Source organism: Burkholderia sp. HI2500, from assembly GCF_002223055.1.
Taxonomy (GTDB): Bacteria; Pseudomonadota; Gammaproteobacteria; order Burkholderiales; family Burkholderiaceae; genus Burkholderia.
Genome location: NZ_NKFL01000004.1, coordinates 52,213 through 71,929 on the forward strand (window position 1 = coordinate 52,213; position 19,717 = coordinate 71,929).

The 19,717-nt window shown below is 66.2% G+C and carries 18 protein-coding genes; 8 read left to right on the top strand and 10 right to left on the bottom strand.

What is annotated here, in order from left to right; translation table 11 throughout:
- The first annotated feature begins 318 nt into the window (after positions 1-318).
- From CFB45_RS02770 to CFB45_RS02790, 4 genes are all read left to right on the top strand, one after another.
- On the top strand, positions 319-3,312 hold the full coding sequence (locus CFB45_RS02770) for a ribonucleoside-diphosphate reductase subunit alpha (RefSeq protein ID WP_089424443.1): 2,994 nt from the start codon (positions 319-321) through the stop codon (positions 3,310-3,312).
- A 365-nt stretch (positions 3,313-3,677) separates the two neighbouring features.
- Complete coding sequence (locus CFB45_RS02780) at positions 3,678-4,889, top strand: ribonucleotide-diphosphate reductase subunit beta (RefSeq protein ID WP_039353057.1); 1,212 nt, start codon at positions 3,678-3,680, stop codon at positions 4,887-4,889.
- Positions 4,890-4,971: 82 nt separating this feature from the next.
- The gene (locus tag CFB45_RS02785; RefSeq protein WP_076841698.1) at positions 4,972-5,298 is read left to right on the top strand and encodes a hypothetical protein; all 327 of its coding nucleotides are present in this window, start codon (positions 4,972-4,974) and stop codon (positions 5,296-5,298) included.
- Positions 5,299-5,326: 28 nt separating this feature from the next.
- Positions 5,327-6,019, top strand: a complete 693-nt coding sequence (locus CFB45_RS02790; protein ID WP_089424445.1) for a histone H1-like DNA-binding protein — start codon at positions 5,327-5,329, stop codon at positions 6,017-6,019.
- A 239-nt stretch (positions 6,020-6,258) separates the two neighbouring features.
- Here CFB45_RS02790 and CFB45_RS02795 read toward each other — a convergent pair whose 3' ends face one another.
- The 10 genes from CFB45_RS02795 to CFB45_RS02840 all read right to left on the bottom strand — a co-directional run bounded on the left by CFB45_RS02795 (position 6,259) and on the right by CFB45_RS02840 (position 14,483).
- The gene (locus CFB45_RS02795) at positions 6,259-6,732 is read right to left on the bottom strand and encodes a glycine zipper 2TM domain-containing protein (protein WP_021161893.1); all 474 of its coding nucleotides are present in this window, start codon (positions 6,730-6,732) and stop codon (positions 6,259-6,261) included.
- Positions 6,733-6,751: 19 nt separating this feature from the next.
- On the bottom strand, positions 6,752-7,690 hold the full coding sequence (locus CFB45_RS02800; RefSeq protein WP_069247079.1) for a carbohydrate kinase family protein: 939 nt from the start codon (positions 7,688-7,690) through the stop codon (positions 6,752-6,754).
- Positions 7,691-7,775: 85 nt separating this feature from the next.
- Complete coding sequence (tpx, locus tag CFB45_RS02805) at positions 7,776-8,279, bottom strand: thiol peroxidase (RefSeq protein WP_027783488.1); 504 nt, start codon at positions 8,277-8,279, stop codon at positions 7,776-7,778.
- 73 nt (positions 8,280-8,352) lie between these two features.
- Positions 8,353-9,690 (bottom strand): zinc-ribbon and DUF3426 domain-containing protein, encoded by a 1,338-nt coding sequence (locus CFB45_RS02810; RefSeq protein WP_089424446.1) that lies wholly within the window; start codon positions 9,688-9,690, stop codon positions 8,353-8,355.
- 45 nt (positions 9,691-9,735) lie between these two features.
- Positions 9,736-10,638 (bottom strand): 50S ribosomal protein L11 methyltransferase, encoded by a 903-nt coding sequence (gene prmA, locus CFB45_RS02815; RefSeq protein ID WP_089424447.1) that lies wholly within the window; start codon positions 10,636-10,638, stop codon positions 9,736-9,738.
- A gap of 2 nt (positions 10,639-10,640) precedes the next feature.
- Positions 10,641-12,008, bottom strand: coding sequence for an acetyl-CoA carboxylase biotin carboxylase subunit (gene accC / locus CFB45_RS02820; RefSeq protein WP_021161890.1), 1,368 nt, complete (start codon positions 12,006-12,008; stop codon positions 10,641-10,643).
- Between the two features lie 84 nt (positions 12,009-12,092).
- A complete protein-coding gene (accB, locus tag CFB45_RS02825; RefSeq protein WP_046544894.1) occupies positions 12,093-12,566 on the bottom strand; it encodes an acetyl-CoA carboxylase biotin carboxyl carrier protein in 474 nt (157 codons plus the stop codon).
- Between the two features lie 66 nt (positions 12,567-12,632).
- On the bottom strand, positions 12,633-13,085 hold the full coding sequence (gene aroQ, locus CFB45_RS02830; RefSeq protein WP_011350880.1) for a type II 3-dehydroquinate dehydratase: 453 nt from the start codon (positions 13,083-13,085) through the stop codon (positions 12,633-12,635).
- 194 nt (positions 13,086-13,279) lie between these two features.
- Positions 13,280-13,831, bottom strand: a complete 552-nt coding sequence (locus CFB45_RS02835) for a TlpA family protein disulfide reductase (protein WP_089424448.1) — start codon at positions 13,829-13,831, stop codon at positions 13,280-13,282.
- Positions 13,832-13,838: 7 nt separating this feature from the next.
- Positions 13,839-14,483 carry a hypothetical protein gene (locus CFB45_RS02840; RefSeq protein ID WP_039353186.1) on the bottom strand — a complete coding sequence of 215 codons (645 nt, stop codon included), beginning with the start codon at positions 14,481-14,483 and terminating at the stop codon, positions 13,839-13,841.
- A 246-nt stretch (positions 14,484-14,729) separates the two neighbouring features.
- On the opposite strand from CFB45_RS02840, the gene mpl reads away from it, so the two are divergent.
- The 4 genes from mpl to aroE all read left to right on the top strand — a co-directional run bounded on the left by mpl (position 14,730) and on the right by aroE (position 19,712).
- A complete protein-coding gene (gene mpl, locus CFB45_RS02845; RefSeq protein ID WP_089424449.1) occupies positions 14,730-16,115 on the top strand; it encodes a UDP-N-acetylmuramate:L-alanyl-gamma-D-glutamyl-meso-diaminopimelate ligase in 1,386 nt (461 codons plus the stop codon).
- Entirely contained in the window at positions 16,112-16,681 is a 570-nt protein-coding gene (locus CFB45_RS02850) for a YqiA/YcfP family alpha/beta fold hydrolase (protein WP_089424450.1), read from the top strand. Before mpl ends, CFB45_RS02850 begins: the two co-directional genes overlap by 4 nt.
- An 80-nt stretch (positions 16,682-16,761) precedes the next feature.
- Positions 16,762-18,849 (top strand): ribonuclease catalytic domain-containing protein, encoded by a 2,088-nt coding sequence (locus CFB45_RS02855; protein WP_089424451.1) that lies wholly within the window; start codon positions 16,762-16,764, stop codon positions 18,847-18,849.
- The gene (gene aroE / locus CFB45_RS02860; RefSeq protein ID WP_089424452.1) at positions 18,846-19,712 is read left to right on the top strand and encodes a shikimate dehydrogenase; all 867 of its coding nucleotides are present in this window, start codon (positions 18,846-18,848) and stop codon (positions 19,710-19,712) included. The genes CFB45_RS02855 and aroE overlap by 4 nt, the downstream gene beginning before the upstream one ends.
- The last annotated feature ends 5 nt before the right edge of the window (positions 19,713-19,717 follow it).

The window sequence follows — 19,717 nt, forward strand, 5'->3', positions numbered from 1 at the left end:
CCAGTTGAGCAGTTCTGCACTAGATATAGTGTGTGTCGCAGGGGAAACCCGAGCGGCACCGGCCGGCGGGCAACGCCGGCGGACAGGGTTCTCAGGGCGGCGCGTCAGGCCGGGCGGTCCGGGCGTCGCGATCAGCGCAGCGAACATCGACGGGGCGGGTACACATGACGAAGCACACGACCGGATCGGTTGTCGCGCATCGACCGAACCGGCTTCCCCGGCGCATCGCTCGCCTCTTACCGCTCGCGCACCGCGTTGCGCAGCGTTCGTTTTAATCCGCGGTTCTCTCCGCACCATCCAACACCAGGAGCTTTGCACATGCAAACCACCGACAACGCGACGTCCCAGTACGAGAGCGCCTCGAGCCGTCCGCTCGGCGGGACCGAACAGGGCGCGAAGGCGCTCGCGCCGCAGGCCACGTTCGCCGACTACAAGGTGATCCGCCGCAACGGCAGCGTCGTCTCGTTCGAACCTTCGAAGATCGCGATTGCGGTGACCAAGGCTTTCCTGGCCGTCAATGGCGGGCAGGGTGCGGCATCGGCGCGCGTACGCGAGCAGGTCGAGCAACTGACGCACAACGTCGTGCGCGCGCTCGTGCGCAGCCGCCCGAACGGCGGTACGTTCCATATCGAAGACATCCAGGACCAGGTCGAACTCGCGCTGATGCGCGGCGGCGAGCACAACGTCGCGCGTGCGTACGTGCTGTATCGCGAGAAGCGTCACCTCGAGCGCCAGCATGCGGGCGAGGAAGCAGCGGCCGCCGGCGGCGAGGCGAGCACCGGCATCAACGTCGTCGACAACGGCGTCACGCGCCCGCTCGACCTGAACGCGCTGCGCGCGCTGATCGTGTCGGCATGCGACGGCCTCGGCGCTGCGGTTAACCCTGACCCGATCGTCGCCGAGACGGTGAAGAACCTGTACGACGGCGTGCCGATGAGCCAGGTCTACGACTCGGCGATCCTGGCTGCGCGCACGATGATCGAGAAGGATCCGGCATACAGCCAGGTTACGTCGCGCATCCTGCTGCACACGATCCGCCGCGAGATCCTCGGTGAGGAAGTGGTGCAGGCCGAGATGTCGACCCGTTACGCGGAATACTTCCCGCAGTTCCTGAAGCGCGGCGTCGACGCCGGCCTGCTCGACGACAAGCTGCTGCAGTTCGACCTGAAGCGCCTCGGCGAAGCACTCGACGCGAACCGCGACCTGCAGTTCGGCTACCTCGGCCTGCAGACGCTGTACGACCGCTACTTCCTGCACGTCGAAGGCACCCGCATCGAAATGCCGCAGGCATTCTTCATGCGCGTCGCGATGGGCCTGTCGCTGAACGAGATCGACCGCGAAACGCGCGCGATCGAGTTCTACAACGTGCTGTCCAGCTTCGACTTCATGAGCTCGACGCCGACGCTGTTCAACTCGGGCACGCACCGCTCGCAGCTGTCGTCGTGCTACCTGACGACCGTCGCGGACGATCTCGACGGCATCTATGAAGCGCTGAAGGAAAACGCGCTGCTGTCGAAGTTCGCCGGCGGCCTGGGCAACGACTGGACGCGCGTGCGCGCACTCGGCTCGCATATCAAGGGCACGAACGGCAAGTCGCAAGGCGTGGTCCCGTTCCTGAAGGTCGTCAACGACACGGCCGTCGCGGTCAACCAGGGCGGCAAGCGCAAGGGCGCGGTCTGCGCGTACCTCGAATCGTGGCACCTCGACATCGAGGAGTTCCTCGAGCTGCGCAAGAACACGGGCGACGATCGCCGCCGGACGCACGACATGAACACGGCGAACTGGATTCCCGACCTGTTCATGAAGCGCGTGATGGAAGGTGCGGACTGGACGCTGTTCTCGCCGTCGACCTGCCCGGACCTGCACGACAAGTTCGGCGCGGAATTCGAGAAGGCTTACACGGCTTACGAAGACAAGGTCGCGCGCGGCGAGATCAAGCTGTTCAAGAAGATCCCGGCGCAGCAACTCTGGCGCAAGATGCTCGGCATGCTGTTCGAGACGGGCCACCCGTGGATCACGTTCAAGGATCCGTGCAACGTGCGCTCGCCGCAGCAGCACGTCGGCGTCGTCCACTCGTCGAACCTGTGCACGGAAATCACGCTGAACACGAGCGACACCGAAATCGCGGTGTGCAACCTCGGCTCGGTGAACCTCGTCGCCCACCTGGTGAAGCAGGCCGACGGCAGCTACGCGCTCGACCACGACAAGCTGAAGCGCACGATCAGCGTCGCGATGCGCATGCTCGACAACGTGATCGACATCAACTACTACGCGGTGCCGAAGGCGCGTAACTCGAACCTGAAGCACCGTCCGGTCGGCATGGGCATCATGGGCTTCCAGGACTGCCTGCACCTGCTGCGCACGCCGTACGCGTCGGAAGCGGCGGTCGAGTTCGCCGATCGTTCGATGGAAGCGGTCTGCTACTACGCGTACTACGCGTCGACCGAGCTGGCCGAAGAGCGCGGCCGCTACTCGAGCTACCGCGGCTCGCTGTGGGATCGCGGCATCCTCCCGCAGGACACGCTGAAGCTGCTGACGGAAGCACGCGGCGGCTACGTCGAAGTCGATACCTCCGAATCGCTCGACTGGACGTCGCTGCGTTCGCGGATCGCCTCGCACGGCATGCGCAACTCGAACTGCGTCGCGATCGCGCCGACGGCGACGATCTCGAACATCATCGGCGTGTCGGCCTGTATCGAGCCGACCTTCCAGAACCTGTACGTGAAGTCGAACCTGTCGGGCGAATTCACGGTGGTGAACGAGTACCTGGTGCGCGACCTGAAGGAACGCGGCCTGTGGGACGAAGTGATGGTCGCCGACCTGAAGTACTTCGACGGCATGCTGTCGCGCATCGACCGCATCCCGGCCGACCTCCGCGCGATCTACGCGACCGCCTTCGAAGTCGACCCGACGTGGCTGGTCGAAGCGGCATCGCGTCGCCAGAAGTGGATCGACCAGGCGCAGTCGCTGAACATCTACATGGGCGGCGCGTCGGGCAAGAAGCTCGACGAGGTCTACAAGCTCGCATGGCTGCGTGGCCTGAAGACGACCTACTACCTCCGCACGATGGCGGCGACGCACGTCGAGAAGTCGACGGTCGCACACGGCGCGCTGAACGCCGTGCCGACGGGCGGCGGTTCGAGCAGCGGCGGCGCGCAAGGCGCGGCTGGCGGCTTCGGTGCGGCAGGCGGCGATGCGTCGTCGGGCGCGGTCAACGCGGCACCGGCACTCGCACCGGTCGAGGCAGATGGTCCGGTGTGCACGATGCGTCCGGGCGATCCTGGCTTCGACGAATGCGAAGCGTGCCAGTAACGCAGTGCGCCTGACCTGAGAAGCAGGTCAGCGCGGCGCACACGACGACCGATCGAGGTTGAAGTGTGCGCCGCTCTCAACTAAAAAAATGATAAGGAATCTGTAACGCGGCACCTGCGTTGCAGGCAGTGACAAGCGATCGAAACATCCCCGACGACGTCGCGTTTCGATCAGCGTTCGATGCGTCGAGCGCACCTTGCGATACACGCGCGACGCACATCGCGCGCTGCATGAACGACGATGCGTTGCTCAAAGTGTTGTATCGAGGTCGCAACGCGAATCGAAAAAAGGATTTTTCGTGAGCGAACCCTTTTATCGCTCAGGAAAAGATGGTACAAACCGTTCTAAATTGATGGTGAGAATTTATGCTCAACTGGGATGAAGAGAAGACTGCCGTAACTCCCGCGAGCGGAGCGCAGCAAAACGCGATGCGCACCTCCGCAGGAACGGCTGTCGGACTGCAGGCTGCAACGCCTGCCGCCCATCAGGTCCGCGACATTTTCGAAGGCGATCTTGCGGTGCCCCCGCAAGCATCGGCTGTTCCCGCCGGCGGTTCGGAAGCGCGGGTCAATGTCGCCGACAAGCGCATCATCAACGGCCAGACTGACGTCAATCAGCTGGTGCCGTTCAAGTACAAGTGGGCGTGGGAAAAGTATCTGGCCGGTTGCGCGAACCACTGGATGCCGCAGGAAATCAACATGTCCCGCGACATCGCTCTGTGGAAGGACCCGAACGGTCTGACCGAGGACGAGCGCCGCATCGTGAAGCGCAACCTCGGCTTCTTCGTGACGGCCGATTCGCTCGCGGCGAACAACATCGTGCTCGGCACGTACCGCCACATCACGGCGCCCGAGTGCCGGCAGTTCCTGCTGCGCCAGGCGTTCGAAGAGGCGATCCACACGCACGCGTACCAATACATTGTCGAATCGCTCGGTCTCGACGAAGGCGAGATCTTCAACGCGTACCACGAGGTCACGTCGATCCGCGCGAAGGACGAATTCCTGATCCCGTTCATCCACACGCTGACGGATCCGGCCTTCAAGACCGGCACGCTCGAAGCGGATCAGAAGCTGCTGAAGTCGCTGATCGTGTTCGCCTGCATCATGGAAGGCCTGTTCTTCTATGTCGGGTTTACGCAGATCCTCGCGCTCGGCCGCCAGAACAAGATGACGGGTGCTGCAGAGCAATATCAGTACATCCTGCGCGATGAGTCGATGCACTGCAACTTCGGCATCGACCTGATCAACCAGATCAAGCTCGAGAATCCGCATCTCTGGACCGCCGAATTCCGCGCCGAGATCCGCGAGCTGTTCAAGCAGGCTGTCGAACTCGAATACCGCTACGCCGAGGACACGATGCCGCGCGGCGTGCTGGGTTTGAACGCGTCGATGTTCAAGAGCTATCTGCGCTTCATCAGCAACCGTCGTTGCCAGCAGATCGGCCTCGATCCGCTGTACCCGAACGAGGAAAATCCGTTCCCGTGGATGAGCGAGATGATCGACCTGAAGAAGGAACGCAACTTCTTCGAGACGCGTGTGATCGAGTATCAGACGGGCGGCGCGCTGTCCTGGGAATAACCCGCAGCAGCGAACCCGTCACATGATGGAACAGCCGGCGGCCTCTCGGCCCCGGCTCAAGGTTTAGGAGCAAGAACGCCTGATGCAAAGCATGCCCGGTGCCTTAACGGCACGACGACACGACAGGCACTTTGCGAACCCTTCAGTGGGATGGGCAAACTTCCCTCCGGAAAAAGCGGACGGCCGTGTGGCGGTCCGCTTGATCAAGCGATTAGGGGTAGCGGCGCGAGGTGCGCCGGCTACCGACTTGATTTGGCGCGCGAGGCCGGGTGGTCACGCGCGCCATACCGTATTCATTAGCGTAAGCGCGTGGTATCCGCGTACGCCGATGAATAGCCCGCTTCGAAGCGCACGTCCTGAACAGCGTCCGCGGGAAGCGGGTTTTGACGAAGGGTGTAGTTTGAACTGACTCTCATCTGAACCTGAAGGAGAACAACATGGCACTTGCCAAGAAGAAACCGGCTGCAAAGAAGGCCGCAGTGAAGAAGGTCGCTGCGAAGAAGGCTGCTGCTCCGGCGAAGAAGGCCGTTGCAGTGAAGAAGGTTGCTGCGAAGAAGGTCGCGGTGAAGAAGGTTGCCGCGAAGAAGGCAGCACCGGCGAAGAAGGCCGCAGTGAAGAAGGTTGCTGCGAAGAAGGTCGCAACGAAGAAGGTTGCCGCCAAGAAGGTCGCAGTGAAGAAGGTTGCCGCGAAGAAGGCAGCACCGGCGAAGAAGGCCGCAGCGAAGAAGGTTGCCGCCAAGAAAGTCGCAGTGAAGAAGGTTGCTGCGAAGAAGGCCGCACCGGCTAAGAAGGCTGCTGCGAAGAAGGCCGCGCCGGCGAAGAAGGCTGCTGCGAAGAAGGCTGCGCCTGCGAAGAAGGCTGCCGCGAAGAAGGCTGCGCCTGCCAAGAAGGCTGCCCCTGCGAAGAAGGCCGCTGCTCCGGCGAAGAAGGCTGCCGCTGCTGCCCCGGCTGCGGCTCCGGCGAAGAAGGCTGCCGCTCCGAAGAAGGCTGCTGCTCCGAAGAAGGCCGTCGTGAAGAAGGCTGCGCCGGCAACGACCGCGTCGACCGCATCGGTTGCGCCGGCATCGGGCGTGAAGACCGCGCTCAACCCGGCAGCGGCATGGCCGTTCCCGACCGGCAGCCGTCCGTAATCGAGGCTGACCTGCACCACCCGGACACTCACGTGGTGTCCGTGGGTTGAGTAGCGCTACTCAATCAGTCCCGCCATCTGGCTCAGGTGGCGGGATTTTTTTCGTCCGTCCTTGCCGATGGATGTGCCCGCATACCGGACGCCCGTACGCCGACGGCGGCGAGTACGGACGAAAAAAAACGCATGTGCAGCTTCGCACATGCGTTCGACCGCGGCTTGCGCCGCGTGCTGAGGTACCTGTTAGTGCGTGACGCGCGTGACGCCGCCGCTCGACAGCAGTCGCACGCGTTCGCCGGCGCGGAACGCTTCGCCGCTTGCAGCCTGCGTGATCGAGCGCAGATCGCCGTTGTCGAGGCGCACGGTGATTTCGACACCGTTCGCCGTGCTGAGGTTTTCGCCGACCGCGTTGCCCGCGACCGCGCCGACGAGGCCGCCGGCGATCGCGGTCAGGATCGACCCCTTGCCGCCGCCGATCGCGCTGCCTGCCACCGCGCCGAGCGCGCCGCCGCCGAGCGTGCCGATCGCGCTGCCGCCGCCGTCGGACTGGATGCGCACCGCGCGGACGCTTTCGACCGTGCCCATGCGGACCGTCTGTTCGCGCTGCGCCTGGCCGACGCTATAGACATCCGCCGAACCGGGTGCGGTGAAGCAGCCGGTGAGCGTCAGCGAGGCCGTCAGCATGGCCGCGAGCGTGAGGGTCTTTTTCGTCAACATCTTTGCTCTCCCACAAAATTCATTTGAGACTGTAACCGAATGCAGTCTCGAAGCGCGCGTCGATTTCGGCGCGCGTCAGTACGTAAGTCTGGGGCCCCTGGTGGGCGATCTTGATCGAGCCCATCAGGCTCGCGAGGCGGCCCGTGGTTGCCCAGTCGAGGCCATGCTCGATGCCGTACAGCAAGCCACCCCGGAAGGCATCGCCGCAGCCGGTCGGATCGGAGATCCGCTCGGCCGGCACGACAGGAATCTGCTCCGTGCCCTGCTTGTGGCGGATGGTCGCGCCGTGCTCGCCACGCGTGATGACGAGGGCGTCGACCCGGCTGGCGATTTCATCTTCGGACCATCCCGTCTTGTCGCTCACCAGCTTGGCCTCGTAGTCGTTGACCGCTACATAGGTCGCAAGTTCAATGCTGCGGCGCAGCGTCGCACCGTCGAACAGCGGCAGGCCCTGGCCCGGATCGAACACGAACGGCACGCCGGCCTTGGCGAGCTCTTCCACGTGCTGCACCATCCCGTCGAAGCCGTCGGGGCCGACGATCGCGAGCTTGATGCCCGGCGCGTCGCCCGCATGGTTCAGGTGCGACTGCATCATCGCGCCCGGGTGGAACGCCGTGATCTGGTTGTTGTCGAGATCGGTCGTGATCATCGCCTGCGCGGTATACGTGTCGGGCAGCACGCGAACGTGGTCGCGGCGCAGGCCGAGCTGGTCGAGCCGGTCGAGATACGGCTGCGCGTCGAGTGCGCCGATCGTCCCCATGATGCGCGCATCGCCGCCGAGCAGGTGCAGCGCGTACGCGATGTTGCCCGCGCAGCCGCCGAATTCGCGGCGCATCGTCGGCACCAGGAAGCTCAGGTTGATGAGGTGCACCTGGTCGGGCAGGATGTGCTCGCGGAACCGCCCTTCGAAGGTCATGATGGAATCGTAGGCGATCGAACCGCAAATCAACGTAGCCAAGGTGTGCGTTCCTGTAGAAATGAGGGACCCTGCGCGACAACGCCGCGCGAAAGGCGCGGCGCGGCAGGGGAAAGCGAAAGAAAGCTTACTTCAGCGCGGCGAGCGCTGCATCGTAGTTCGGCTCGTCCTTGATTTCGCCGACGAGTTCCGCGTGGATCACCTTGTCCTGCGCGTCGAGCACGACGACCGCACGCGCGGTCAGGCCGTTCAGCGGGCCGCTCGTCACGTCGACACCGTACGCGTTCGCGAATGCGCGGCCGGTGCGGAACGTCGAAGCCGTCACGACATTCTCGAGGCCTTCGGTCGTGCAAAAGCGCGTCGCAGCGAACGGCAGGTCGGCGGACACGACGACGACAACCGTGTTGTCGAGCGACGATGCGGCTTCGTTGAACTTGCGGGTCGACGTCGCGCAGGTCGGCGTGTCGAGGCTCGGGACGATGTTCAGCACCTTGCGCTTGCCGGCGAAGCTGGCGAGCGACAGGTCGGCGAGGTCCTTGCCGACCAGCTTGAAATCGGCGGCTTGTGCGCCGACGGCCGGGAACGTGCCGGCGAGATCGATCGGGTTGCCACCCAGCGTAACTTTGCTCATGTTCGTGCTCCGAAATAGCGCGCCGCTCGGGCGCGCGGGTTGAGACGGGCGCGCAGGCGCGCGCCGCGGCGCGTCACGGATAGAAAATCTGGACGCGGAAATTCGAGGCGGGCGCACCGTTCGTGTCGACGCGGACGACCATCGTCTGCGTCGTGCCGGGCGGCAGCCCGGCGTCGATCGGCGTGCCCGGGCGCACGTAGTCGCGCGGCGCGAGTACGCGGCGCACGGTCACGTGGTTGGTGTCGTCGAGCAGCGTCAGCTCGAGCGACGGGTAGGCGAGTGCGACGCGGTAGCGGTTCGTCAGCGGCACCTTCAGCTCGAGCTCGCGCGGGCCGTCGAGCTGGCGCAGGTCGGTCGCGTCGAGCCGCAGGCCGTCGATCGCGCGCGGCGGCGCAACCGTGCAGCCGAGCGGCGCGCAGGCCTGCCGGAACCAGCCCTGCGTGACGGGCCAGTAGATCATCAGCGTTTCGCGCTGCCACCATGCGAGTTGCCCGACGAGCAGCACGGCGAGCACGACAGCGACGAGGCCGCCGAAAAAGCCGCCGAGCATGCCGCGCCGCTGCGGCGCGCGCGTTTCGCGCGTGACGGTGAAATGCGGACGATCGTCGTCGGTCAGCGCAGCGGGGAAGGGGGCGGCCGGCGCGTGGGTCGTTGCGGCGGGCGTCTCGTCGTGCCGGGTGGTGCCGGAGTCAGGCTCGGGCCCGGCTTCGGTGACGGCTGGCGCCGGCGTGAACGCAAAGCGCGGTTCGCGCGGCGCGCGTTCGTCGTCCGGCACGGCGAAGTGCGCGGTACCGACGGGTTCGGCGGCGTCGCGAGCGGTCTCTGCGTCCGACGGACGGTGCGCGACGAAGCGGGGCTCACGCAGGTCGTGTTCGACGGGCGCGGCCGATGGTTCGGTATCCTGCGGCGTTTGCGTCTGCAGCGATTCGGCCGGCTGTTCGACGGCAGCGGACGGGGGCAGCTCGGCCGGCGAGGGCGCGAACGGTGCGGGCGTACCCGACAGGTGAACGACGCCGGCTTCGATGGACGGAAGGGCAAGCGGGATCAGCGGCTCGGTGCGCAAGGTCTGCACGCTGTGCTGCAGCGACGGGTCGACGCCGGCATCGAGCCACGGCGCCCACATGTCCCAGCCTTCGGGCTTGTAATCGGTGTCGGAAGGTGACCCGGCCGGCGCTTCGGCAGCGAACAGCCGAGGCGGGGCCGGATGATGCGCATCACCGTCATCCTGCGAGGCAGCCGGTTCGGTCAGGACCGGCTCGGGCTGCTGCGCGTGCTCGGGAACGAGCGACTCGGATGCGTTGAAGACTTCGTGGCAATGCCCGCAGCGCACGAGCCCTTGATGCAGCGAGAGCTGTTCCTGCTGCAGCCGGAAGACGGTTTCGCAATGAGGGCAGCGCGTCGCAAGAAGCATGTCGAGCCGGGCGGCCTGCTGGCCAGAGTGAAGGACAGCGCTATTCTAATGGCTTTCGCGTCGGGTTCCGGCGAGGCATACCCAACCTTCGTGCTCACGCCAGACCGAGATGTCGACGTAGCGTGCGTAGACGGCCGCCACTTCGTCCGCCTGGCGCGCGAGCACGCCCGACAGCGCGATGCGCCCGCCCGGCTTGACCTTCGAGGCGAGCATCGACGCCATCAGCTTCAGCGGATTCGACAGGATGTTCGCGACGACGATGTCGAATTCACCGTCCGGGCATGCATCGGGCAGCCCGTACGTGACTTCCGCACGGTTGCGTTCGCTGTTCTGCCGCGCCGATTCGACCGCCTGCGGATCGATGTCGATGCCGATGACGGGGTTCGCCCCGCATTTCTTCGCGAGGATCGCGAGAATGCCCGAGCCGCAGCCGTAGTCGAGCACCGACTGGCCGGGCGTCACCGACTGCTCGAGCCATTCCATGCACAGGCGCGTGGTCGGGTGGCTGCCGGTGCCGAAGGCGAGGCCCGGATCGAGTTCGAGGATGAGCGCGTCGGGGTCGGGCGCATCGTGCCACGACGGCACGACCCAGATCCGCTCGCCGATCGGGATCGGCTCGAACTGCGATTGCGTGAGACGCACCCAGTCCTGCTCTTCGACTTCGCGGACGGTGAACGCCGGCGTCTCGGCGACGCCGATCTCGTTCGCGGCCGCCGCGAGCAGCACGGCCGGCTCATGGTCGGCCGCGAGCAGCGCGACCACGCGCGAGTGCTGCCACGCGGTGCGGTCGGGCACGAGACCCGGCTCGCCGAAGAGCGGCTGTTCGTCGGGCGTGTCGGCGTCGGCATCCTCGACGGACACCGACAGCGCGCCGAGTTCGAGCAGCGCGTCGGACAGCGCCTCCGCATGCTCACGGGCCAGTTCGACGACGAGTTCGCGATAGCTCATGCTTACGCTTCTTCCGGTGCGACCTGCTGCTTCTGGGCGAGCCGGTTTTCGAGGTAGTGGATGCTGGTGCCGCCTTCGACGAACTTCGAATCGATCATCAGCTCGCGGTGCAGCGGGATGTTGGTCTGGATGCCTTCGACGACCATTTCCGACAGCGCGATGCGCATCCGGCTGATCGCCTGCTCGCGCGTCGCGCCGTAGGTGATCAGCTTGCCGATCATCGAATCATAGTTCGGCGGCACGAAATAGCCATTGTAGGCGTGCGAATCGACGCGCACGCCGGGGCCGCCCGGCGTATGCCACGACGTGATCCGGCCCGGCGACGGCGTGAACTTGAACGGATCTTCCGCGTTGATCCGGCATTCGATCGCATGTCCGCGGAACTGGATGTCGCGCTGGCGCAGCGTGAGCTTCTCGCCGGCCGCGATGCGGATCTGTTCCTGCACGATGTCGACGCCCGTGATCAGCTCCGATACCGGGTGCTCGACCTGCACGCGCGTGTTCATCTCGATGAAGTAGAACTCGCCGTTTTCGTACAGGAATTCGAACGTGCCCGCGCCGAGATAGCCCATCTTCTTGCAGGCGTCCGCGCAGCGGTCGCCGATGCGGTCGATCAGGCGGCGCGGAATGCCGGGTGCCGGCGCTTCCTCGATCACCTTCTGGTGGCGGCGCTGCATCGAGCAATCGCGCTCGCCGAGCCAGATCGCGTTCTTGTACGCGTCGGACAGCACCTGGATTTCGATGTGGCGCGGGTTCTCGAGGAACTTCTCCATGTACACCTGCGGGTTGCCGAACGCACGGCCGGCTTCCTCGCGGGTCATGTTGACCGCGTTGACGAGCGCGGCCTCGGTGTGCACGACGCGCATCCCGCGTCCGCCACCGCCGCCTGCCGCCTTGATGATGACCGGATAGCCGATCGCGCGCGCAATCTTGACGATCTCCTTCGGATCGTCCGGCAACGCGCCTTCCGAGCCCGGCACGCACGGCACGCCGGTCTTGATCATCGTCTGCTTCGCGGTGACCTTGTCACCCATCATGCGGATCGTTTCCGGGCGCGGGCCGATGAACGTGAAGCCCGACTGCTCGACGCGTTCCGCGAAATCGGCGTTCTCCGACAGGAAGCCGTAGCCGGGGTGGATCGCCTCGGCATCGGTGACTTCCGCGGCGCTGATCAGCGCCGGCATGTTCAGGTAGCTCAGGTTCGACGGGGCCGGGCCGATACAGACGGCTTCGTCCGCGAGGCGCACGTACTTGGCTTCCTTGTCGGCTTCCGAGTAGACGACCACCGTCTTGACGCCGAGCTCACGGCACGCACGCTGGATGCGCAGCGCGATTTCACCGCGGTTGGCAATGAGGATTTTTTCAAACATAGCGAGTATTCGTCTCTTCGAGGGGCGCGCGAACGGCGCCTGGCGGGCATCGGCGGCGCGCGGCCCGCAGGCCGCGCGGCGGACTTAGCCGATCACGAAAAGCGGCTGGCCGTATTCGACGGCCTGGCCGTTCTCGACGAGGATTTCCTTGATCACGCCGGCCTTGTCCGACTCGATCTCGTTGAGCAGCTTCATCGCTTCGATGATGCAGATGGTCTGGCCTTCCTTGACCGTATCGCCCACCTGGACGAACGGGTCCGCGCCCGGCGACGGTGCGCGATAGAACGTGCCGACCATCGGCGACGTCACGACGTGGCCCTGCGGGACCGCCGGAGCGGCTGCGCCGCCTGCGGCCGGCGCGGCAGCGCCTTCGGTCGGCAGCGCGGCCGACGGGGCGGGCGCGCTGACTTGCGGGGCATACCCAGCCGTCGGCTGCACGTAGACCGGCGGCGCGTTCTTGACGATGCGCACCTTGCCTTCGCCTTCCGTCACTTCCAGCTCGGAGATGCCGGATTCGGAAACGAGGTCGATCAGAGTTTTCAGCTTACGAAGATCCATCGGGAATTCCCCTTTCAATACGTGAAAGCGCCGGTTAGGGGCCGGCGCTGAATCTAGATCGCGAAATCAGCCGCGCGACGTGCCTTGCAGCTTGTCCAGCGCGTACTCGAGCGCGTACAGATAACCTTTCCAGCCGAGCCCGCAGATCACGCCTTCGGCCTGGTCGGAAAAGTAGGAGTGGTGCCTGAACGCTTCGCGGCGATGCACGTTCGACAAGTGAACCTCGACGAACGGGATGCCAACGCCGGCGATCGCGTCCCGGATCGCGACACTCGTGTGCGTGTACGCGGCCGGATTGATCAGGATGAAATCGGTCTGTTCCTCCCGCGCGGCCTGGATGCGGTCGACCAGCGCACCTTCATGGTTGCTCTGGAACGACGACAGTTCGGCGCCGGCTTCCCGGGCACGCGCGGCAAGCGCCTGATCGATCTGGGCGAGCGTGACGCGGCCGTACACCTCCGGTTCCCGGGTGCCGAGAAGGTTCAGGTTGGGGCCGTGCAGCACCAGCAATCGTGTCATGGTCGCTTCTATTTCTGCGGAATTGCGCGAACTTTAGCGCTATTTAGAGAAATTTGTCTAGTTTTGCCGAACGGCCGGGCGCACGCGATCTGCAAGAATTACCGGTGCGCATCCAAAGTGTCGGCGAATTCACGCGAAATTGCGGTGATCGACGGGCAAATTGCCGCCAACGTGCGGGCCGCCGTTCGGGCAGGTTACAGCGCGTCGAGCGTCTTTTTCAGCTCGGCCGGCTGGATTTGCCCCAATTTTGTCTCGCGGATCTTGCCGGTTTCGTCGATGACGACCGTAAACGGCAGCGCGCCGGCCGTATTTCCGAAATTACGGGCCAGATCGGCGCCCGCATACCCGCTGACGAATACCGGGTAATCGACCTTCACCTTCTGCAGAAAGTTCTTCACGTTCTGTTCGGAATCGACGCCGATCCCGATGAAACGGATGCCCTTCTGCTTATATTGGTGCGATAGCGCGACGAGCTCCGGCATCTCCTCGACGCAGGGGCCGCACCATGACGCCCAGAAATTGACGACGACCTTCTGGCCCTTGAACGCGGACAACGTGGCCGGCTTGCCGTCGGTGCCCGTCAGCGACGCCGCCCATAACTGTTCGACCGGGCTGCCCTGCGCAGCGGGCGCGGCGACGGCGACACCGTCGTCGGTCGGCCCGCGGAACCAATGGCCGGCGGTGAGTCCGCCGGCAACGGCGGCGGCCGCGACCACCGCGAGCGCCAACATGCGTTTCATCATCATCGTTGAATCATTCCGGTTCGGAAGGGGTCTTGCCTGCTTCGACGAGCGCGCGCAGCGCGGCGGCATCCGCACGGGCGACCCGGCCGCGCGCGTCGGCCTTGACCGCGCCGCGCAGGTCGTCGCTCGCATAGAGCGCGAGGTGGATGCCGATTGCGTCGACGTCGCGTCGCGGGCGCCACAGGAAACTGAGCGTCTCGACGTCGGCGCGGCCCGCGAAGTGCCGCGTCTCGGAGACGTCGTACTGGACGTTCTGGTTCAGCAGGTAGATCGCGACGTCCTTCGGGTTGTCGGTGAATGCCTGCAAATGAATATCCGAATGCGCGTTCGCGGTGCCGTTCAGCACGGCGCCCGTCACATAAGGATGGAACTCGGCGAGCCGGCGCATCCAGTCGAGCGCGATTTCGCGCAGGCGGCGCAGTTCGTCCGGCTGCGTGTCGCTCTGGAACAGGGCGAGGTACTCGCGCAGTTCTTCCTCGATCTGGTCATTATCCGGCAGCCATTCGCCGGCAACGCGCGTATCACCCAGCAACTGGCGCGCGGCCTTGCGCTTTGCGCCGGCATAGTCCAGGCCGTCTTCCGCGATCAGGCGCGCGGCGGACTGGGCGATTTCCTCGCGGACGCGCCGCGGGTCGAGAAGGGTTTTACGAGACATGATCCGGCAATCATACTCGATCGCCGCAGGGCCCGAGCGCGGGTGCGGCGGCCTGCCGCCCGGCGCGCCGGCGCCGTTCGCGCGCAGCGTTCGGGCCGCCGGGCACGGCAGGCCGTCAGTTACAATACTGTTCTTTGTGTCGCGGCAACAGCCGTTGGCCGGGCGTCGACCGCACGGCCTGTCCGCCGCGCCGCACACGCATCCTTTCCGAATCGACGGCGCCCGGCGGCGCGAAAGCATTCATCTATGCACATCCACATTCTTGGCATCTGCGGCACCTTCATGGGCGGTCTCGCCGTACTCGCGCGCGAGGCGGGCCACACGGTGACGGGTTGCGACGCGGGCGTCTATCCGCCGATGAGCACGCAGCTCGAGGCGCAGGGCATCACGCTGATCGAGGGCTACGGCGCCGAGCAGATCGACCTGAAACCGGACCTGTTCGTGATCGGCAACGTCGTCACGCGCGGCAATCCGCTGATGGAGGCGATCCTGGATCGCGGCCTGCCGTACGTGTCGGGCCCGCAGTGGCTCGGCGAGCACGTGCTGGCCGGCAAATGGGTGCTCGCGGTAGCGGGCACGCACGGCAAGACGACCACGTCGTCGATGCTCGCGTGGCTGCTGGAAGACGCGGGCCTGAACCCGGGCTTCCTGATCGGCGGCGTGCCGCTGAACTTCGGCGTGTCGGCGCGGCTCACCGATTCGAGCTTCTTCGTGATCGAGGCCGACGAATACGACACGGCGTTCTTCGACAAGCGCTCGAAGTTCGTCCACTACCGGCCGCGCACCGCGGTGCTGAACAACCTCGAATTCGATCACGCCGACATCTTCCCGGATCTCGCCGCGATCGAGACGCAATTCCACCATCTCGTGCGGACCGTGCCCGGTGTCGGCCGGATCGTCACGAACGGCCGCTCGGACGCGCTCGAGCGCGTGCTGGCGCGCGGCTGCTGGAGCGAGGTCGAGCGCTTCGGCGTCGACGGCGGTTGGCAGGCGTTGCCGGCCGAGGACGGCGTGCCGGTCGACGAGCGCTTCGCGGTGTATTCGCACGCGGAACGCGTCGGCGAAGTCGCCTGGCAGGTGCAGGGCGATCACAACCGGATGAACGCGCTCGCAGCGATCGCGGCCGCGCGCCACGTCGGCGTGCCGCCTGCGCAGGCGGCCGCGTCCCTCACGTCGTTCCGCAACGTGAAGCGCCGGATGGAAGTGCGCGGCAGCGTGGACGGCGTGACCGTCTACGACGACTTCGCGCACCATCCGACCGCGATCGACACCACGATCGCCGGCCTTCGTGCCCGCATCGGCCGTCAGAATGCCCGCATCCTCGCGGTGCTCGAGCCGCGCTCGAACACGATGAAGCTCGGCGTGATGAAGTCGCAATTGCCGGCGAGCCTGGCCGACGCCGATCTCGTGTTCGGTTACGGCGCGCCGACCGGGCGGGACGCGCTCGGCTGGAATCTGGCCGAAGCGCTGGCGCCGCTCGGCGAGAAGGCCCACGCATTCGACGATCTGCACCTGCTGGTGAAGTCCGTCGTCGCCGCGGCCCGTCCGGGCGACCACGTGCTCGTGATGAGCAACGGCGGCTTCGGCGGCGTGCACCAGAAGCTGCTCGATGCGCTCGGGAGCCGCACGTGATCCTGTACCTGCACGGCTTCCGGTCGTCGCCGGAATCGCAGAAGTCACGGCAACTCGCCGCGCGCATGGCCGAACTCGGCCGGATTGACGAGTGGCGGTGCCCGTCGCTGTCGGTGTCGCCGCTCGAAGCGATCGCCGTCGCGGAAGCCGAGGTGGCCGGTGCGCGCGACGTGACCGTCATCGGCAGCTCGCTCGGCGGCTATTACGCGACGTGGCTCGCCGAAAAGCACGGCTGGAAGGCCGTGCTGCTGAATCCGGCCATCGTGCCGCAGCGCGATCTCGAGCAGCATCTCGGCGAGCAGCCGCTGTATCACGGCGGCGGCACGATCGTCGTCGAGCGCCGTCACCTGCATGAGCTCGATGCGCTGCGCGTGCCGGCGATCACGCGTGCCGAACGCTACTATCTGTTCGCGGCGACCGGCGACGAAGTGCTCGATTACCGCGAGATGCTCGCGCATTACCCGGGCGCGAAGACGCGCGTGATCGAAGGCAGCGATCACGGGATCAGCGAATTTGCCGACTACGTCGACGACGTTCTCGCCTTTTGCGACGGAAAGACGTCTTAAACCGGCCATGTGCCGATCGAATTCCCATCATCATGCGGCGCCGCCGACGCGGCGCCCGGCAGTCTGAACGAGAGTACTGAGTGAACGTTTTCTTCGAGGAATCGGGCAGTTTCAAGGCGGGCAGCGTGCTGTCGCGCCAGGGCGACGCGTTTCAGGTCGAGTTGCCCGGCGGGCGGCGGGCGAAGGTGCGCGCGAAAGACGTGCTGATCGAATTCGACAAGCCGGCCGCAAGCGAACTGATGCAGGAAGCCGACACGGCCGCGCAGCAGATCGATCTGGATTTCCTGTGGGAATGCGCGCCGGCCGACGAGTTTGCCTATACGGCGCTGGCCGCGGAATACTTCGGCGCGTCGTACGGCCCGGTCGAGCGCGCGGCGCTCGTGTTGCGCCTGCACGGCTCGCCCGTCTACTTCCGCCGCAAGGGGCGCGGCCAGTACCAGCGCGCGCCGGAAGAGCAGCTCAAGATGGCGCTCGCGTCGCTCGAGCGCAAGCGCCAGCAAGCGCTCGTCCAGGTGCAGTATGAAGAGGAACTGAAGGCCGGCAAGCTGCCGGAGGCGTTCGCGGGCAAGGTGCTCGGGCTGCTGACGCGGCCGGACAAGAACTCGATCGAATACAAGGCGATGGAAGCGGCGGCCGGTGCGCGCGGCGTGTCGCCGGCGCGGCTGATGCTCGACTGCGGCGGCATCGCGTCGCCGCGTGCACTGCACGAGGCGCGCTTCCTCGCGGAATTCTTCCCGCACGGCACGGGCTTCCCGGCCGTCACGGTCGGCCCGCTGCCGGACGACCTGCCGCGTGCGGACGTCCAGGCGTTCTCGATCGACGACATCACGACGACCGAAATCGACGATGCGTTCTCGGTCGAGCACCTGGCCGACGGCCGCGTGCGGATCGGCGTGCACATCGCGGCGCCGGCGCTCGGCATCGTGCGCGGCGACCCGGTCGACGCGATCGCGCGCACGCGCCTGTCGACCGTCTACATGCCGGGCGACAAGATCACGATGCTGCCGGACGACGTCGTCGACGTGTTCACGCTGAAGGAAGGCGATTACCGTCCGGCACTGTCGCTGTACATCATCGTCAATCGCGAAACCCAGGAGATCGTCGCGAACGAGACGCGCGCCGAGCTCGTGTTCGTGAAGAACAACCTGCGGCACAACCACCTCGACGAGCTCGTCAACGAAGAGACGCTCGCGGCCGGCACCGGCGACTATCCGCACAAGGACGACATTGCCGTGCTGTGGCCGCTCGCGCAGGCGCTGTTCGAGAAGCGCCAGGTCGCGCGCGCGGGCTACGGCCTGAAGCGCGAGGTGCAGCGCAACACCGATTACAACTTCTACGTCGACGGCGAGCACGTGTCGATCACGCCGCGCCGCCGCGGGTCGCCGCTCGACCTGATCGTGTCGGAGCTTGCGATCCTCGCGAACTCGACCTGGGGCGCCTTCCTGCACGACCACACGGTGCCGGGCATCTACCGCTCGCAGCGCGGCTTCGGCGCGCCGGGCCCGAAGCGCACGCGGATGCAGACGACGGCCGCGCCGCACGAAGGCCTCGGCGTCGCGCAGTACGCGTGGAGCACGTCGCCGCTGCGCCGCTACGTCGACCTCGTGAACCAGTGGCAGCTGCTCGCGTGCGTGCAGCATGGCGTCACCGCGAAGCTCGCCGCGCCGTTCAAGCCGAAGGACGCCGATCTGTACGCGGTCGTGCAGGGCTTCGACGACACCTACACGGCCTACGCCGACTACCAGCGCCGGATGGAGTATTTCTGGTGCCTGCGCTGGCTCGCGCAGGAGCAGAAGAAGCAGGTCGTCGCGAGCGTCGTGAAGGGCGACCTCGTGCGCCTCGAGGAAATTCCGCTGCTGCTGCACGTGCCGGGGCTCGGTGTGCATGCGCGCGGCACGCGCGTGTTGCTCGACGTGATGGCGCTCGACGAGCTGACGATCGAGGCGTCGGTGCGGTTGCTGAACGTGCTCGATGCGCCGACCGTGACGAGCGGCGACGCGGCGGAGGAAGAGGATGACGCCGACGGCGGCGACGACACGCTGATCGACACCGAAGACGCCACGGCCGAAACCGAAGCCGAAGCACTGGCGGAAGCGGATGGCGCGGCGGCCGGTGAAGGCGGCGAAGCCGCGAACGGCGACGCCGGCGAAGAGGGGCACGCATCATGACCGCGATTGCGTCGATGCGCGGCGCCGACCGCTATGTCGTATTCGGCAACCCGGTGGCGCACAGCAAGTCGCCGTTCATCCACGCGCAATTCGCCGCGCAAACGGGGGAGCCGATCGAATACACGCACCGGCTCGCGCCGGTCGACGGGTTCGACGCGGCCGTGCGCGCGTTCGTCGCCGAAGGCGGTCGCGGTGCGAACGTGACGGTGCCGTTCAAGCTCGAAGCGCATGCGCTCGCCGACACGTTGTCGCCGCGCGCGGCGGCGGCGGGTGCCGTGAACACGCTGCGCATCGACGCCGACGGCCGCATCCATGGCGACAACACCGACGGTGTCGGCCTCGTGCGCGATATCGAAGCGAATCTCGGCGTGTCGCTGGCGGGCGCACGCATCCTGCTGCTCGGCGCGGGCGGCGCGGCGCGCGGGGTCGTGTTGCCGCTGCTCGACCGCGCGCCGCTGTCGATCGGAATCGTGAACCGCACCGCGAGCAAGGCCGAAGCGCTCGTCGGCCAGTTCATGCAGGCCGCGCACGATGCGGGCTGCACGCTCGCGGGCGGTGGCCCCGACGTCGTGCGCGCGGAGCCGTACGACGTGGTGATCAACGCGACGGCCGGCAGCCTCGATGCCGCGTTGCCGGAGTGTGATGCGGCCGCGTTCGGCGCGGGCACGCTTGCGTACGACATGATGTACGGCGCACAGCCGACGGTGTTCATGCAGCATGCGGCGTCGCTCGGCGCGCGCACGGCCGACGGGCTCGGCATGCTCGTCGAGCAGGCGGCCGAATCGTTCTTCATCTGGCGCGGTGTGCGGCCGGACGGCGCACCGGTGCTGGCCGCGCTGCGCCAGGCGCTCGCGGCGAGCTGAGCGGA

What these genes read in the sequence shown, in the direction of transcription:
- CFB45_RS02785 (WP_076841698.1), top strand. Translation starts at nt 4,972, where the DNA reads ATGCAAAGCATGCCCGGTGCCTTAACGGCACGACGACACGACAGGCAC.
- accC (WP_021161890.1), bottom strand. Translation starts at nt 12,008, where the DNA reads ATGTTTGAAAAAATCCTCATTGCCAACCGCGGTGAAATCGCGCTGCGC.
- CFB45_RS02795 (WP_021161893.1), bottom strand. Translation starts at nt 6,732, where the DNA reads ATGTTGACGAAAAAGACCCTCACGCTCGCGGCCATGCTGACGGCCTCG.
- accB (WP_046544894.1), bottom strand. Translation starts at nt 12,566, where the DNA reads ATGGATCTTCGTAAGCTGAAAACTCTGATCGACCTCGTTTCCGAATCC.
- CFB45_RS02835 (WP_089424448.1), bottom strand. Translation starts at nt 13,831, where the DNA reads ATGATGATGAAACGCATGTTGGCGCTCGCGGTGGTCGCGGCCGCCGCC.
- aroE (WP_089424452.1), top strand. Translation starts at nt 18,846, where the DNA reads ATGACCGCGATTGCGTCGATGCGCGGCGCCGACCGCTATGTCGTATTC.
- CFB45_RS02840 (WP_039353186.1), bottom strand. Translation starts at nt 14,483, where the DNA reads ATGTCTCGTAAAACCCTTCTCGACCCGCGGCGCGTCCGCGAGGAAATC.
- mpl (WP_089424449.1), top strand. Translation starts at nt 14,730, where the DNA reads ATGCACATCCACATTCTTGGCATCTGCGGCACCTTCATGGGCGGTCTC.
- tpx (WP_027783488.1), bottom strand. Translation starts at nt 8,279, where the DNA reads ATGAGCAAAGTTACGCTGGGTGGCAACCCGATCGATCTCGCCGGCACG.
- CFB45_RS02780 (WP_039353057.1), top strand. Translation starts at nt 3,678, where the DNA reads ATGCTCAACTGGGATGAAGAGAAGACTGCCGTAACTCCCGCGAGCGGA.
- prmA (WP_089424447.1), bottom strand. Translation starts at nt 10,638, where the DNA reads ATGAGCTATCGCGAACTCGTCGTCGAACTGGCCCGTGAGCATGCGGAG.
- CFB45_RS02770 (WP_089424443.1), top strand. Translation starts at nt 319, where the DNA reads ATGCAAACCACCGACAACGCGACGTCCCAGTACGAGAGCGCCTCGAGC.
- aroQ (WP_011350880.1), bottom strand. Translation starts at nt 13,085, where the DNA reads ATGACACGATTGCTGGTGCTGCACGGCCCCAACCTGAACCTTCTCGGC.
- CFB45_RS02790 (WP_089424445.1), top strand. Translation starts at nt 5,327, where the DNA reads ATGGCACTTGCCAAGAAGAAACCGGCTGCAAAGAAGGCCGCAGTGAAG.
- CFB45_RS02810 (WP_089424446.1), bottom strand. Translation starts at nt 9,690, where the DNA reads ATGCTTCTTGCGACGCGCTGCCCTCATTGCGAAACCGTCTTCCGGCTG.